General features: G+C 54.0%; 14 protein-coding genes. 11 read left to right on the forward strand and 3 right to left on the reverse strand.

The genetic code is table 11. The features are described from left to right. Nucleotides 1–23 precede the first annotated feature (23 nt). Genes ACZ51B_RS02780 through ACZ51B_RS02830 form a run of 11 tightly spaced genes read left to right on the forward strand, consistent with a single transcriptional unit; the run spans nt 24 to nt 10,410 of the window. Complete coding sequence (locus ACZ51B_RS02780; protein WP_464295710.1) at nt 24–1,241, forward strand: type II secretion system F family protein; 1,218 nt, start codon at nt 24–26, stop codon at nt 1,239–1,241. Nucleotides 1,242–1,294: 53 nt separating this feature from the next. Continuing rightward, a complete protein-coding gene (gene gspG, locus ACZ51B_RS02785; protein ID WP_464295711.1) occupies nt 1,295–1,726 on the forward strand; it encodes a type II secretion system major pseudopilin GspG in 432 nt (143 codons plus the stop codon). 21 nt (nt 1,727–1,747) lie between these two features. Then, complete coding sequence (locus ACZ51B_RS02790; protein WP_464295712.1) at nt 1,748–2,257, forward strand: GspH/FimT family pseudopilin; 510 nt, start codon at nt 1,748–1,750, stop codon at nt 2,255–2,257. Next, nucleotides 2,241–2,654: a type II secretion system protein gene (locus ACZ51B_RS02795; protein WP_464295713.1), complete on the forward strand. Its 414-nt coding sequence runs from the start codon at nt 2,241–2,243 to the stop codon at nt 2,652–2,654. The genes ACZ51B_RS02790 and ACZ51B_RS02795 overlap by 17 nt, the downstream gene beginning before the upstream one ends. Next, the gene (locus ACZ51B_RS02800; protein WP_464295714.1) at nt 2,651–3,388 is read left to right on the forward strand and encodes a type II secretion system protein GspJ; all 738 of its coding nucleotides are present in this window, start codon (nt 2,651–2,653) and stop codon (nt 3,386–3,388) included. The genes ACZ51B_RS02795 and ACZ51B_RS02800 overlap by 4 nt, the downstream gene beginning before the upstream one ends. After that, on the forward strand, nt 3,385–4,692 hold the full coding sequence (locus ACZ51B_RS02805; RefSeq protein WP_464295715.1) for a type II secretion system minor pseudopilin: 1,308 nt from the start codon (nt 3,385–3,387) through the stop codon (nt 4,690–4,692). The genes ACZ51B_RS02800 and ACZ51B_RS02805 overlap by 4 nt, the downstream gene beginning before the upstream one ends. Further along, nucleotides 4,685–5,962, forward strand: a complete 1,278-nt coding sequence (locus tag ACZ51B_RS02810) for a PilN domain-containing protein (protein WP_464295716.1) — start codon at nt 4,685–4,687, stop codon at nt 5,960–5,962. The genes ACZ51B_RS02805 and ACZ51B_RS02810 overlap by 8 nt, the downstream gene beginning before the upstream one ends. After that, the gene (locus ACZ51B_RS02815) at nt 5,959–6,555 is read left to right on the forward strand and encodes a hypothetical protein (protein WP_464295717.1); all 597 of its coding nucleotides are present in this window, start codon (nt 5,959–5,961) and stop codon (nt 6,553–6,555) included. Before ACZ51B_RS02810 ends, ACZ51B_RS02815 begins: the two co-directional genes overlap by 4 nt. Continuing rightward, nucleotides 6,542–7,249, forward strand: a complete 708-nt coding sequence (locus ACZ51B_RS02820) for a hypothetical protein (protein WP_464295718.1) — start codon at nt 6,542–6,544, stop codon at nt 7,247–7,249. Before ACZ51B_RS02815 ends, ACZ51B_RS02820 begins: the two co-directional genes overlap by 14 nt. Nucleotides 7,250–7,274: 25 nt before the next feature. Beyond that, nucleotides 7,275–9,737 (forward strand): secretin N-terminal domain-containing protein, encoded by a 2,463-nt coding sequence (locus ACZ51B_RS02825; protein WP_464295719.1) that lies wholly within the window; start codon nt 7,275–7,277, stop codon nt 9,735–9,737. Nucleotide 9,738: 1 nt separating this feature from the next. Next, on the forward strand, nt 9,739–10,410 hold the full coding sequence (locus ACZ51B_RS02830) for a hypothetical protein (RefSeq protein ID WP_464295720.1): 672 nt from the start codon (nt 9,739–9,741) through the stop codon (nt 10,408–10,410). A 119-nt stretch (nt 10,411–10,529) separates the two neighbouring features. On the opposite strand, the gene ACZ51B_RS02835 is transcribed toward ACZ51B_RS02830, so the two are convergent. The 3 genes from ACZ51B_RS02835 to ACZ51B_RS02845 form a co-directional block, all read right to left on the reverse strand. Continuing rightward, on the reverse strand, nt 10,530–11,498 hold the full coding sequence (locus tag ACZ51B_RS02835; RefSeq protein WP_464295721.1) for an ABC transporter permease: 969 nt from the start codon (nt 11,496–11,498) through the stop codon (nt 10,530–10,532). An 11-nt stretch (nt 11,499–11,509) separates the two neighbouring features. Next, nucleotides 11,510–12,973 (reverse strand): sugar ABC transporter ATP-binding protein, encoded by a 1,464-nt coding sequence (locus tag ACZ51B_RS02840; protein WP_464295722.1) that lies wholly within the window; start codon nt 12,971–12,973, stop codon nt 11,510–11,512. Between the two features lie 74 nt (nt 12,974–13,047). Continuing rightward, nucleotides 13,048–14,079: an ABC transporter substrate-binding protein gene (locus ACZ51B_RS02845; protein ID WP_464295723.1), complete on the reverse strand. Its 1,032-nt coding sequence runs from the start codon at nt 14,077–14,079 to the stop codon at nt 13,048–13,050. Nucleotides 14,080–14,169: the final 90 nt, after the last annotated feature.

A 14,169-nucleotide genomic window follows, 5' to 3' on the forward strand; every position in this document is an offset into this window, starting at 1 on the left:
CGTCCCTTTAGAGGCAATCAACCATGACGACTTTTGCATACACAGCGCTTGAACCCTCCGGAAAGCGGAAAACCGGTTTTGTCGATGCGTCCACACGCGACGCAGCGATCGCGGCCATCACCAGCGAAGGCCGTTTTGTACTGGAACTAAAGGAGCAAGCCGCCAAGCAAGGCTCGTCAGCCAAGATGGAGGGCAAGCGACGAGGCAAAGTCTCGCGCAGTGATCTCGCCCTCTTCACCCGTCGAATGTCGGACCTGGCAGAAGCAGGTCTCCCCCTCGACCGCGTACTACAAGTCGTTGCAGAACAGTCCGAAAGCGCCGAACTAGCAGAAGTCGCCGAACACGCCCTCGAAGAAGTCCGAGGCGGTAAACCAGTTAGCGAAGCCCTCGCCGCCTACCCCAAGATGTTCAACGACGTCTTCACCCAGACCCTCAAGTCGGGCGAACAAAGCGGACAGTTTGGTGAAGTCGCAGCGCGTCTAGCAGACTTCCAAGAGAAAGAGACCGAAAGACGATCACAGGTTGTCTCAGCCCTGATCTACCCCGTCATCCTCTCCTGCACCGCCGTCTTTGTCATCATCTTCCTCCTAGCCTTCGTCGTTCCTCGAATGACCGGCATCTTCACAAGCCTCGGAAATGACCTCCCGCTCTCCACAAAGATGCTGCTGGCCATGACAGGCTTCCTGACGAACAACTGGAAGGCGATCATCATCACAATCGTCGTCGCTTTCTTCGGATACCGATTCTGGACCAAGACCGATCAAGGCGCCTACATGCGAGACAAGTTCTTCCTGAACGCGCCCGTCCTCGGAAAGGTCGTCCAGAAATCAACCGTCTCTCGTTTCTCCCGAGTTCTCGGAACCCTCGTCTATGGCGGCGTTCCCATTTTGGAAGCACTGGAGCTTGCAGGCATGGCCTCTGGCAACCGTGTCTTCCGCCAAAGCGCTATCGAAGTAGAGCGCGAAGTTCGTGAAGGTAGACCCATCGCCGACGCAATGCGCGACGCAGGGGCATTTCCTCCAGTTCTCACTCACATGGTCGCAGTCGGCGAAGAAACCGGCGACCTCCCCAAGATGCTCAACCGCGTTTCCGACTCCCTCGACTTCGAAGTGGACAACGGAATGCGCCGACTCACGGCAATGGTCGAACCATTGATCGTTCTCGGAATGGGCGTCTTCGTTGGCTTTGTCGTCCTCTCTGTTCTGCTACCGATCTTTGCGGCCCAGGACCTCGTGAAATAGTGAACCAAAACTTAAGCAAATCTGTGGCGAACCGTCGCCTAGGAGTAATGACTATGAGATTCAACAGACAAAAACGGGCAGGCTTTACGCTCATCGAATTGATGGTCGTAATCCTCATCATTTCGATCATCGCAGCACTGGTTGTTCCGAAAGTTATCGGCAAACAAAACCAGGCCAAAGTGGGTGCAGCACACTCAAACATCACCGCCCTGAGCTCCATGCTCAACAACTTCCGATTGGACTGCGGCCGCTACCCAACCACGGAAGAAGGCCTCAACGCTCTTCAAACACCACCCGCTGGTCTAGAAGGCAAATGGCACGGACCTTACTCAGAGAAGGCGATCACCCTCGACCCATGGGACCACCCATATGAGTACACCTCACCAGGCTCCACAGGTCCAGACTCATTCACCATCAAATCCCTGGGCGCAGACGGCCAACCCGGCGGCGACGGCGACAACGCAGACATCGACAACGAGTCGTAATTCACTCATTCGGAACTTCTCATGAAAAGAACGACAAGAGGATTTACCCTGGTAGAAGTCAGCGTGATGATCGTGATCATCACGCTCCTATCAGCACTGGTCATCCCCAACGTCGTCTCCATGAAGAAGTCCCGAGATCGTCGTGAGGTCTACACGAAGCTCGGAAGAGTCATTCGTCAAGCCAGAGAGGAAGCCATCTCGCAAAACAAAACGCTCACCCTCTCATACGATGAATCAAAAACCCTCATGCAGGTAATGGACGGCGATAACACGCTTCTCAGCGTGGACCTCCCGCAAGGCCTTACCTGCAACAACTTCGTTTTGGAAGATAAAGCTTCCAATGCCGCCGAGTGGAAAGTGAAGTTCTACCCAGACGGCCGAAGCGACGGCGGAAGCGTCCAGATAACAGAAGGCTCCGCCATCCAGTCAGTCGATATCAAAAAAGACGGCCGAGTCAGCTTGGTAGAAGGCCCCATTCCAGACGCCACCACCCAGCAGTGGCCCGCAGGAGACTATGAACATCGGTCCTAGAAAACACAGGAGACTCGGTTTCACCCTAGTGGAAGCCATGGTCGCCGTCGTTCTCTTGGGCGGCGGAATAGCCACCGTCATCGGTGCCTACGGAGCCATCGCCAAAGGCGAAGCGCGACTCCGAGAGTCCGAAGCCATGCAACAACTCGCCATCCAGAAGTACGACGAGATGGTAGCAACCGGCCAAACAACAGCCTCCCAAAGCGGCGACTTCAGCGACCGAAACAACAACGACTACGTCTGGACCATCGAGATTCAGCCAAGCGGAATCACCGATCTCAGCTCAATCTCTGTAACGGTCAAGAAGCGCTCGGAATCCTCTAACTCGGTCAAACAAACAGTCACCGGACTGCTCTACATCCCGCCAACCACCTCAACCACAGGAGCCACACAATGAGACGTGGTATCACCATGGTGGAGCTGCTCCTCTCCATCACGATCATTGCAATCGTGACCCTGGCATCTTCCAGAGCCTTCGTCCTCAGCCTCAGCTACGGCGACCGAGTAGCCCGCGAACGAGACAACATCGCGGCACGTGAGAGTTTCGAATCACAGATGAGGCAACTGTTCCAACACGCCTACATCTCGCCCACCACCACCGACCTCACCACCTACTTCATCGGTGGCGTCGCCAACAACGCGGCAAGCTCAAACGGACAAACAGCGCTCCAAACGACAGCCTCCAACAACAACAGCGTCACCTTCACCACGGTAGGCCAAAGAGTTTCAGGCGCAGTAATAGCCTCAACGGACGATTTCACAACCAACAACCAACGCTTCGGGCCAGTGGGCGGAGTCTCAGAAATCTCCCTCAACACCACCGCCGTTGGAGACAACGCAAGCGGAAAACAAGGCCTGTTCCTTCGCAAACAAACCCCTTCAGACACAGACCCAACTCAAGGCGGTTTTGAATCAGTCCTAAGCGAACAGCTTTCAGAAATCAGCTACGAATACTACGACGGCACCGAGTGGACCCAATCCTGGGACACTCGCACCATGACCACCCGCAGACTCCCTGCCGCCGTACGAATCACCTACCGCATGCAAGGGGACCAACAAGACAACATCCTCATCATCGCGATCCCTGCAAGCGACGTCACAACAACCAACCCCTTGGTGATCGGACAATGAGACGAGAGAACGGAAGCGTCATGGTCGTGACACTCGCGATCCTCGCCACACTCGTAGCGATCCTAGTCTCAATGGCCGCAACCCAACACGTGGTCGCCAAAGCAGAAGTCAACCGAATGGAGGAGCGCCAGTCCAAGTTCGTGGTTCAAGCGGGCCTGCAACGCGTGATGCAACTGATGTACCAAATCACAAACGGCACATCATCCACCACCTCAACAAGCACCTCCAGCACATCAGGCTCAGCCACCACCCTCCAAGACGATTGGGCGCTGTTCGGCACAAACGGAGATGAGAAGTTCATCGTCGGAAACGCATCCTTCCGATGTCAAATCATCGACGCAAACTCCCTGCTCAACGTCAATACGATTCCGGAGGCTCAACTCGACCGCCTACCGCTCACGCAGGAGCAAATCGACTCACTCCTAGACTGGCGAGAGACCTCAACCACCCCACGCGCCGACGGTGGCAAGGACGAGTTCTACACAGCCCTCACCACCCCCTACATCGCAAAACTGGGCCGACTCAACTCACTCGACGAACTCCTAAATGTCAAAGGCTTCACGGCAAAAGACATCTACGAAGCCTCCACCAACCAAGTGAGCACCACCCCCATTGCCAACCTCCCCGACGGAAGACAAGCAACCCTCGCAGACCTCCTATGCGTGGAAGGCTACACCACCCGAACGCGAACCAATGGCCAGGCTCTCCTCAACGTAAACGCGAACGTTCCAGCCCAACAGCTCATCCAAAACCTAGTCGGTGCTGGCATCCGAATTCAAGACGCAACCATCATCGCCAACGCCAAACCCGGCGCTGGCTACACTTCCATAGGTCAGATCTGTGCCCTACCAGGCATCGGTCAGAACAGCTACGCGGCTATTCTCGACAACCTCACAACTTCTGCAGCAACAAGAGTGGAGGGAAAGATCAATCTGAATACGGCTACGGAAGCCGTGCTCGACACGATCCCCAACATGACCACCGATATCGCGCAGGGGATCATTTCCAGACAGTCACAAGGCTTCACTGCCATGTCCGACATGCTGTCTGTTCCAGGACTCAATAGCGGCACCGCGCTACGAGATCTCGCTGGTTACTTTACTGTCCAATCCAACACGTTCCTAGTCAGGATCATGGGGATGAGCGGCAGTTTTAAATACTGCGTCGAGGCAGTGATCGACATTCAAAATGGCACTCCAAAGATTCTTAGAATGGTAGAACAGCCCTTTAGCAACATGCAGACCCGCTGGGGTTGGCACGACTCAACAACGACCGACACGGTCCTGGTGGAGACACATGAGTAAAACAGCAGCACCCGCCAGCCTCCTGGTAGAGTGGTCTCCCCGCGGAACCACCATCTTCGACGCACTCACCGGTCGAACGGAGTCTTTCGCATCAGGCACCTCGCTCCCCTTCTCCGGTCGAGACGCAGTCCTGGTGATCTCCCGTAGATCGTCCTTCGTCCGCACCACCCGCGTTCCAAACGTCGGCGCAAGCGAAGTCCGAATGGTCCTGATGATGCGGATGGCCGAGCTATTCCCTATCCAAACGGAACTAGCCTACGACTTCTTCCTCGCAGACGATGTCAACCAAGATGGACGCCTCGCCTTCGTCGCCGCCATGCCCGCCACAGAACTGTCCAAGGCAATGGCAGAACTCAAGGCCTCGAACATCAAGGTCAAACAAACAGTCCCAGCGGGAATCGGCTCACTTGCCGTCGCCCAACAGTTTGGACTGGAAGACGCAGCAGTCGTCGAGCAAAGCGAAGAAGGAGCCACCATCGACCTAGTCGTTCAAGGCGTTCTCCGAGCCTGCCGAATCGTAGGCCCCACAGCAAACCTAGACGTTGAGCTCACCCGAAGCTACTCCTTGGCTGGCGTCACATGCCTGCCCACCGTCGCCATAGGGCCAAATACCCTCACCGACCCAGACCACATCTCGCGAACCCATGTGCTGGAGACCCTCGGCACCCATTGGGACACGAAAATCACCATCAACCTGGAGTCGCCAGAGGAAGTAGCGAAGCGAAACTTTAAGAGACGCAACACGCGACTGAGACAGGGCGGACTCATGGCAGTCGGTGCACTCGCACTCGCAGCGTTCACCTACATGGATCGAGCAGACGCCGCAGCAGCCATTCAAGCAACAAAAGCGAAACAGGCATCGTCTCTCAAGAAATTCAAAGCAGCACAAACGGCAGCCGAAACCACAGCAGCCACCACCGCCGCCTGGAACAAAACACTCGAAACAGCCTTCCAACCGGCACAAAACATCTCAGACGTCATCGGTGTCATCACCAACTACGTCCCGAAAGATGTATGGCTCTCCGGAATCACCGCCGAACGCGGCAAACCCATCTCCCTGCGAGGTGTCGCCAAATCCAACGAGTCGGTAACCGCCTTCCTCAAGAGCCTCAACAACGAGAAGCGACTGCGAGACGTCAAGCTCGTCATCGCTAACAACTCCTTGATCGAACGCATACCGGTCGTACAGTTCAGCGTGTCGGCGTTTCCAGTTGGCAATCTCCCAATCGTCGAAACCAGAAAGTCCACCACACCCGGAGTCGCAAAATGAAGATCCTCAACGACAAAGAGAACGCACCCGCAAACGCGCTGATGATCGGCTCCATCGTCGTGTTTGTCGGAGCACTCATTTTCATGCTCCTTCCCAAGCCAACCTCAAAAGGCCTTAAGGTCGCATACGACAAAGACGTCCTGAAAACAAGGATCGCCAAGAAGGATGCAGAAGACAAGAATGCCAGCCTAATCGGTACCGTCGATAGCAAGACGTGGAGCGGCGCCGTTTCGGAAATCAGCCCCACAGCCCTCGCCAAAGTCACCGATCTCGCGAACAAAAACAAGATCAAACTCGTGGCTTTCAGACCACAACGGATCAACGACAACGGCGCAATTCAACAGCTCCCCTTCCTTGTCACAGTAGACGGCGGTTTTTCCGACGTGATGAGCTTCGAGAAGCAGCTCGAAAAGCCAGAGCTAAAGCTCGCAGTCAGCATGGTGCAAATCGCATCGGCCGACAACAGTTCGGACCGCGTCACAGCCAGCATCAACGTACTAGCCTACCTCGACCCTCGCACCAACGTTGTTGCCGCGCCTGCAAAACCAGCAGCACCTCAACAAAAGGAGTCAAAAGCCAATGGCAGCACCTAAAAAGAAATCAAGCCCAATCCTTTGGGTTGGAATAGCTGGCTTGGCCGTCGCAGTCCTCATCGCAACATCCTCAGATGACGAACCTGCGAAAGTCGCCAAGAAACCAAGATCCAACGTCGCGAGTACTGGTTCCACAGACACCTTCACTCCCGAAGACTACAGCGCAAAATTTGCCGCCTACACCACTCCAGCCAAGAACGTATTCAAACCTCTTGTAGCCAGAGCGGAAAACGGATTGCCAAATCCGGGCGGAATTCCTGGCTCCCTCACAGAGGGCGACGGAATGTGGACATACACAGGCCTCGTTGAAGTTAACGGTCAACTACAGGCCCTTTTTGAGAATTCGACAAACGGAGACAGTGTTTATCTAAAAGTAGGTGAACACTGGAAGAAAACAACCGTCAAGAGCATTGATTCGGACCGAGTAATTCTAGTTGGTGTGGGAGGCGAAGACATTAACGTGAAAATGTCAGAACCAGCCGCCATCGGTGCTTCGGGTTCAGCAGCAGGCGCTGCCGGACTGGGAGTTGCACCGGTGAAAGTCCAACCAGGTGCTCTTCGCGGAACAATAGGCCAGTCTCTGGACGTGACGCCGGTCGCTCCTGCAGCAGACGCTCAGCCAACACGGCGTGGAAGAAGAAGTAGCAGAAGTGCCCGACAAGGCGCAGGCAATGGTGAACAAAATGATTTATAAGCGTACGTGGATATGCCTAGTGGCCATGATTCCCCTCATTGCCCATGCTCAATTTGACTGGGGTGGCGGCACAACATCGAACCCAAGCACAAGCAACAAGCCTTGGACCGAGTTCAAACTGAACACCAAGACAAAGATCCGTCTTGAGTTCAAGAACAGCGGTGTCGATGCCATTCTGAGCATGTACCAGAAGACATCCGGAATCACCATCGTCAAGGACCCTGCCCTCACCGGTCAGATGACCCTCACCAGCGCGAAGGCCGTCACAATTTCAGAAGCTTTCAGCATCCTCAGCACCACTCTATCCCTCAAGGGATTCGAGATCGTAAAAGAGGACAACCTGCTGATCGTTCGTCAGAAAAAGCAGCAGCCAGCGCGCGACAACATGCCGTCTTTTGATCCGTCGATTTTCGCAGGCGGAGGCGGACAAGAAAAGTCTGTCCTCAAGTTCTATCCCATCAAATACGCCAACGCATCGCAACTAGCACGCGTGATCAACGACGTATTTGCCGATAGCGGCAACAACAGCAACCCATTTGCCCAATTTGGTGGTGGCGGCGGCGGATTTGGCGGCCCAGGCGGATTTAACCGAGGCGGAGCAGGAGGTGCAGGCGGCCGAAACAACGGCGGTAACTTCCAAAACTTCGCACGTGCATTCGGAAGAAACCAAAGCACATCGAACGTAAAGGCATCGTCAGACGACTTCAGCAACTCGTTGATTATCAACGCTCCAGAAAAAGAGCAGGGTCAAGTACGCGACCTCATCAAGCAGCTCGATAACAACACCGACGCACCCGTCCACTCCCGAGTCTTCAAGCTTCAATATGCGGTGGCAAGTGACCTCGTTTCGGTCGTCCAGAACGTATTGAACTCCAACGTCCCCCGTGGCCGTGGAGGCGCAAGCACCCAGCAAACACAAGGCCCACAGGCGTTCATCAACGCCATCCGAGGCCAGAATGCTGGCTCAGGCCAAGTAGCTGCCGACACACGAACCAACACCCTGGTCGTGACCGCAACCGATGAGAATATGATGACCGTCGAAAAGGTCATCGCCGATCTCGATAAGGACGTCCCAGTTCAAACCACCACCTTCGTGGTGACCTTGAACAACGCAAAGGCGGATGCCGTCGCGAAGCTCATCCAACAGGCGTTCGGTAACCGACAGGGCTCAGGCGTCACAAACTCAACGTTCAACTCCACCACGTCAACTGCCGCAAGACCCAACAACGGTGTCTCAAATAACTCGAACACAAGCAGCGGGCGGGCGCTGGGTGGCTCGATTCCAAACGAGCAAACACTCGCGCAAGCAGCAAAAGATCTTGAGCTCCAGATGCAGGATCCAAACGCCACATCAGGAGACCTCCTCACATCAATTGGTGTGACTCAAGGCTTCGGCGGGCAGTTCTTCGGTGGCGGACAGAACCGAAACACTGGCAGCGGCTCATCTTCAACAACCCAACAAACGGGTCGTGATTCCAACGGAAAGCTGGTCAACGTGCGAGACCTAACCGGTCAAGTCACCGCTATCCCCGACATCAACACCAACTCCCTGATCATCGTAACCGCGCCAGAAAATGCTGCGATCATCAGAAGTATTCTCGAACAACTCGATCACATCCCAGAGCAGGTTCTGATCGAGACGGTGATTGTGGAAGCAACACTGGACGCCAGCACCAAGCTGGGCGTTGAATGGAGCCTTGCAAACAACACCACCAATCCAGCGGGAGGTGTAACCTCCACCGCAAACACAGGCACCGATTTCCAACTGAAGAACCCGCCTGCAAACACAAACCCGCTCACAGGCTTCAAGTACACCTTAAGCGGCAAGTCATTCAGCTTAAGCGGCAAGTCATTCAGCGCCTTTGCAAACGCCTTGCAGTCGGACTCTCGCTACCAGGTTCTGTCAACACCGAAGATCTTCACCTCGAACAACGTGGTGGCAACGATCAACATCAGCCAGAGCATTCCCTATATCACGAGTAACCGAATCGACCCGCAAACCGGAGCGACGACATCTACGTATGCATTCCAGCCAGTTGGAATCATCTTGACCGTCACTCCACGAATCACGAGCAACGGCTACGTGACCATGGAAGTAACGCAGACGGCGAACGATCTTCAAGGCTACTCGTCATTCAACGCGCCCATCGTGAACCAACGCGAAGCGGAAACCACCGTGTCCGTAAAGGACGGCGAAACGGTCATTCTGGGCGGCATCATCCGTAAGCTCGTCAGTACGACTAACAACCGAGTTCCGATCCTGGGCGATATTCCCATCCTCGGGCAACTGTTCCGCTCGACAAGCAAACAAAACACGAAGACGGAGCTCCTCGTATTCCTAACACCTCGCATCATTCGCGACCCAGATGAGGCACGAAAGATGACCGAGGACCAACAGAAGAAGCTTTCTCCAGAAACGCAGAAAAGACTTATCGAAACAATTGGCGGAGGCACCGTTCCCCCAACTAAAGGCAACGGAGGTAACTAACATGAATATTAAGAAGATTGCAATTGCTGGATTGTTATGTGCAATGACCGCAATGTCACTCGCCCAAGGCGGCGGTGGCGGACGACAAGGCTTCGGCCGTGGCGGAATGATGGGCGGCGGCGGAATGATGAGCGGCGCAATGCTCCTCAACCGCGACGACGTCCAGAAGGATCTAGCTCTCACGGACGACCAGAAGTCCAAGCTGAGCGAGATGCGCACCAAGATGCGAGAAGACATGCAGGCTGCTATGCAGGACGCTCAAGGCGACCGCGAAGCAATGGGCAAAATCTTCACCAAGATGCAGGAGAAGGCAAACGCCGAACTCAAGACCATCCTCACCGCAGATCAGCTCAAGCGACTGAAAGAGATCGGAATCCAGATGTCCGGCAATCGAGCCGTCACCGACAAGGATCTCCAGAAAGAACTCGGAATCACCGACGCTCAGAAAGCAAAGATCGAAGCTCTCGTTAAAGCGCAAGGCGATGCTAACCGAGCAGTCTTCGAGAAGATGCGCAACAAGGAAATCACACGAGAAGAAGTCCGCCCAATCATGGAGAAGAACAACAAAGCTCTCGATGACGAAATCGGAAAGGTCCTCACCGCAGCTCAGAAAGACAAGCTAAAGGCAATGGCCGGCAAGAAGTTCGAGAAGGAAGAAGACAAGCAGGGCTAATCCCCCAATTCATAAATACAAAAGCCCCGCTGCGATCCATCGCAGCGGGGCTTTCTCATACCAAATCTACAGGCATAAAAAAGGCCCCGCTAACCAGCGGGGCACAGAACTAAGAGACCTTACCGCTTGCGGACTCGGTCGAGGAACACAGCCAGGATAATGATGGAGCCAGTAACAATCTGCTGGATCCAGTTAGGATAACCAAGCTGACTAGCACCACCCCGCAGGGTCGCCATAATGAGCGCACCAAGGATGCTACCAACAATGCCACCCTCACCACCCGTGAGACTCGCTCCACCGATAACAACGGCGGCAATCGCATCAAGCTCAAGCCCCTCAGCAATCGTCGGGTCTCCAACGCTGAGACGGCTCACATAAAGCATGCCCGCAATCCCCGCAAACAGCCCACTCAGCGCATACACCTTCATCTTCACCGTATCATTCGGCACGCCGCACAGCTTCGCAGCCGCTTCGTTACTACCCACAGCAACAACATGGCGCCCAAAGCGGGTGTATCGAAGAATCAACGTCATCAGAACGGCAAGCAGAATAGTCATCCACACGCCAACCGGGAAGATCTTCCAGGTCTCGTTGTGCCCAAGCTTGGCAAGGATGTCTCCCAACCAAGTCTCAGGAGCATTCACTTTCTGCTCATGAGCAAGCCCCTTCGCAGCGCCACGAGCAATCAACAAAGAGCCCAATGTGACAATGAACGGCCCGACCTTAAGCCGGGTAATCAAAAGACCATTGATCAGACCACAAACAGACCCGGCAGCAATGCCCACAAGGCACGAAGGAAGCGTAGCCCACCCCTTCTGCATCAACGTCGCAATGACAACGCCGGAAAATGCAGCCACCGACCCAATACTCAGGTCAATGCCACCACTGATAATCACGTACGTCATTCCAAAAGCAACCACCGCAACAATAGTGCTTTGCCGCAACAGCAACTCAACATTGTCGAGGGTGTGAAACTGAGGAGCCTGAACGCTGAAGTAGATGAAGATAGCAGCGAGTGCAGCTGCCAGTCCCGCTAGATTGAGCGTCGACTTCGGTAATTGAAACTTAACTGGATTTGGCTTGGACATTCGGTTACTTCTTAGCTGATGGCAAGCTGCATCAAGCTCTCTTGCGTAGCGTTTTGAACTGAAACAGGCTCACTGAGCACTCCACGGTTCATGACGGCGATGCGGTCGCAGGTTCCCAGGAGTTCGGGAAGGTAACTGCTAACCATAATAACTGCTCTTCCCTTCAGCGCGAGATCATCAATGAGTGCGTAGATTTCTTGTTTGCTACCCACGTCAATTCCGCGTGTCGGTTCATCAAGCAGAAGCACGTCAACATCTTTGTGGAGCATGCGCGCGAGGGCAACCTTCTGCTGGTTACCACCGCTGAGGTGACCAATAATCTGGTCAGGTCCCTGACACTTAACACGAAGCTTCTCAACCCACTTTCCTGCTTCCCGCGACTGCTTATGAGGGTTCACGAAAGGCTTGTCCATCGAAGCCATGATGGTGTTCTCAGCAATCGAAAGGTTCAAAAACAGCCCTTCTTCCTTCCGGTTCTCACTCAGCATCCCGACGCCCTGCTTCCAGCGAATCGCCGGAGAAGCAGCACCCTGATAAGTGCCAACTTTAACCGTGCCAGATCGAACGCTATCCAATCCAAACACAGCGCGAAGAAGCTCAGTACGACCCGATCCATTAAGACCTGCAATGCCGAGAACCTCGCCACGCCGAAGCGTCAGGTTGGCATCAGTAGGCTTGGACAGACCCGTAACATGCTGAACCTCAATAATCGGATCACCCAAAGGCCGCTGGGAACGAGGATACAAATCCTCAATCTCCCGACCAACCATGGCGTGAACAATATCAGCATCGGTCGTATCCTTCTCAAGAACGGTCTTAATAAACTTCCCGTCCCGAAGGATCGTCATCCGATCAGAAATCGCATGAAGCTCATCCAGAAAGTGCGAAATATAGATAATCGCCTTGCCAGAAGCACGCAACGAGTTCACCACGCGGAACAGATTCTCCACGTCCTTCTCAGTAAGGCTACTCGTAGGCTCATCCAGAATCACAACCCGACTACCAATAGCAATCGAGCGTCCGATCTCAATAAGCTGCCGAGTAGCCAGCGGAAGATTCTTCGCAGGAGTCTCAGGGTCCAAATCACCCTGCCCCAACTGCGTCAGAGCCTCTCTCGCCTTCTGACGAGCCAAGCTTCGATTGATCACTCCAACCGAAGTGTCTTCCATCCCTAACAGAATATTTTCTGCCACGGAAAGATCTCCGCAGATGGACAATTCCTGATGAATCATGGAGATCCCAGCGATGCGCGCTTCAAGCGGGGACCTAGGTTTATAAGGCTTCCCGTCAAGCGTGATAGATCCCGAGTTCGGCTGAATCACTCCAGCAAGGATCTTCATCATCGTGGACTTACCAGATCCGTTTTCACCCACAAGGGCGTGTACTTCGCCAGCTTCTACCAAGAGCTGAACATCATCCAGAGCAGTAGTCGATCCGAACGTTTTGGTAATTCCTTTTGCTTCTAAAAATGGCATCGAATTGGGGATTAACGGACAGAAAGCGCACAAGTCGACTCAGGACTTGCGCGCTTTATAGGGAGAGGGATCGATTAGTTTCCAGGAGGTGCAAGCAGCTTCTTGTTTTCGTCGGAGTTCATGTTCTCCTTCGTCACCAAAGTAGCGCCTGTGTCGATCAATGTCTCGACCTTCTGCTTCTTAATCGAGGACACCAGCGTCTTCACGCCAAGGTAGCCCATCTTGCGAGGGTTCTGAACGATGAGGCCATCGATCTTGCCAGCGCTCAACCCGTCAATCAGCTTAGGACTTGCGTCGAAGCCAACAAACTTAACCTTGCCAGCAACACCAGCACCCTCAAGAACCTTCAGCATTCCAAAGGTCGTGCTCTCGTTTGGAGTGTAAATACCGTCCACAGAAAGCTTGTCGCCCTGCTTAAATCGAGCGATCAGGTTCTCAGCAGTCTTCTGAGCACTTTCAACAGTGGCTCCGCCGTACTGGTTGTCACTTACAACCTCAATACCGGGGTATTTCTTGATAGCTTCCGAGAAACCTGCTTCGCGCTCCATAGTGCTAGCAGAACCCTCTTGGTATCGCATCATCATTACCTTACCCTTGCCATTTAGCAGCTTAGCTAAATGCTCACCAGCGGTAAATCCACCCTTACGGTTATTAGTAGCAACAAAGCTAACAGTGTTTCCACCATTAAGCGCACTGTCAATGATCACAACGGGAATGTCGCTCTTAACAGCTTCCTTTACAGGCGCTCTCAAAGCAGTGTCATCAAGTGGCGCCAAAACAATGCCGTTAACCTTTTGGTTGACAAAGTCTTCAACGGTCTTTACTTGGCTGTCGCGGTCGTCCTCTTTCAGAGGGCCCTTCCAAATAATCTCAACGTCCTTCAGTTCAGCCGCCGCATCATCTGCACCCGCGTGAACCGACTTCCAAAACTCGTGAGTGCTTCCCTTCGGAATCACCGCAATTCGAAGCTTCCCGCCTGACTTTGCATCGCCAGAAGCAGATCCCTTCGTGCCGTTAGTAGGTGTGCTCTCATTGTTAGAGCCACCGCTGCAGCCAACTACAATGAGGGCTGCGGTCATCAGTGGTAAAAGTCTTGCCTTGAACATCGTCGTCTTGTACCTTCGCAAAGTAACTTACCTAAACCTCTAGGCATTTCGATCAACTAAGAAGCTAGTTGATCTCAAAAAGTCCCCGGA

The sequence above is a fragment of the Fimbriimonas sp. LA-C6 genome, assembly GCF_055398105.1.

Coding starts and splice junctions, on each gene's coding strand:
- ACZ51B_RS02820 (WP_464295718.1), top strand. CDS start 6,542: ATGGCAGCACCTAAAAAGAAATCAAGCCCAATCCTTTGGGTTGGAATA.
- ACZ51B_RS02795 (WP_464295713.1), top strand. CDS start 2,241: ATGAACATCGGTCCTAGAAAACACAGGAGACTCGGTTTCACCCTAGTG.
- ACZ51B_RS02815 (WP_464295717.1), top strand. CDS start 5,959: ATGAAGATCCTCAACGACAAAGAGAACGCACCCGCAAACGCGCTGATG.
- ACZ51B_RS02810 (WP_464295716.1), top strand. CDS start 4,685: ATGAGTAAAACAGCAGCACCCGCCAGCCTCCTGGTAGAGTGGTCTCCC.
- ACZ51B_RS02780 (WP_464295710.1), top strand. CDS start 24: ATGACGACTTTTGCATACACAGCGCTTGAACCCTCCGGAAAGCGGAAA.
- ACZ51B_RS02845 (WP_464295723.1), bottom strand. CDS start 14,079: ATGTTCAAGGCAAGACTTTTACCACTGATGACCGCAGCCCTCATTGTA.
- ACZ51B_RS02835 (WP_464295721.1), bottom strand. CDS start 11,498: ATGTCCAAGCCAAATCCAGTTAAGTTTCAATTACCGAAGTCGACGCTC.
- ACZ51B_RS02790 (WP_464295712.1), top strand. CDS start 1,748: ATGAAAAGAACGACAAGAGGATTTACCCTGGTAGAAGTCAGCGTGATG.
- ACZ51B_RS02840 (WP_464295722.1), bottom strand. CDS start 12,973: ATGCCATTTTTAGAAGCAAAAGGAATTACCAAAACGTTCGGATCGACT.
- ACZ51B_RS02805 (WP_464295715.1), top strand. CDS start 3,385: ATGAGACGAGAGAACGGAAGCGTCATGGTCGTGACACTCGCGATCCTC.
- ACZ51B_RS02800 (WP_464295714.1), top strand. CDS start 2,651: ATGAGACGTGGTATCACCATGGTGGAGCTGCTCCTCTCCATCACGATC.
- gspG (WP_464295711.1), top strand. CDS start 1,295: ATGAGATTCAACAGACAAAAACGGGCAGGCTTTACGCTCATCGAATTG.
- ACZ51B_RS02830 (WP_464295720.1), top strand. CDS start 9,739: ATGAATATTAAGAAGATTGCAATTGCTGGATTGTTATGTGCAATGACC.
- ACZ51B_RS02825 (WP_464295719.1), top strand. CDS start 7,275: ATGATTCCCCTCATTGCCCATGCTCAATTTGACTGGGGTGGCGGCACA.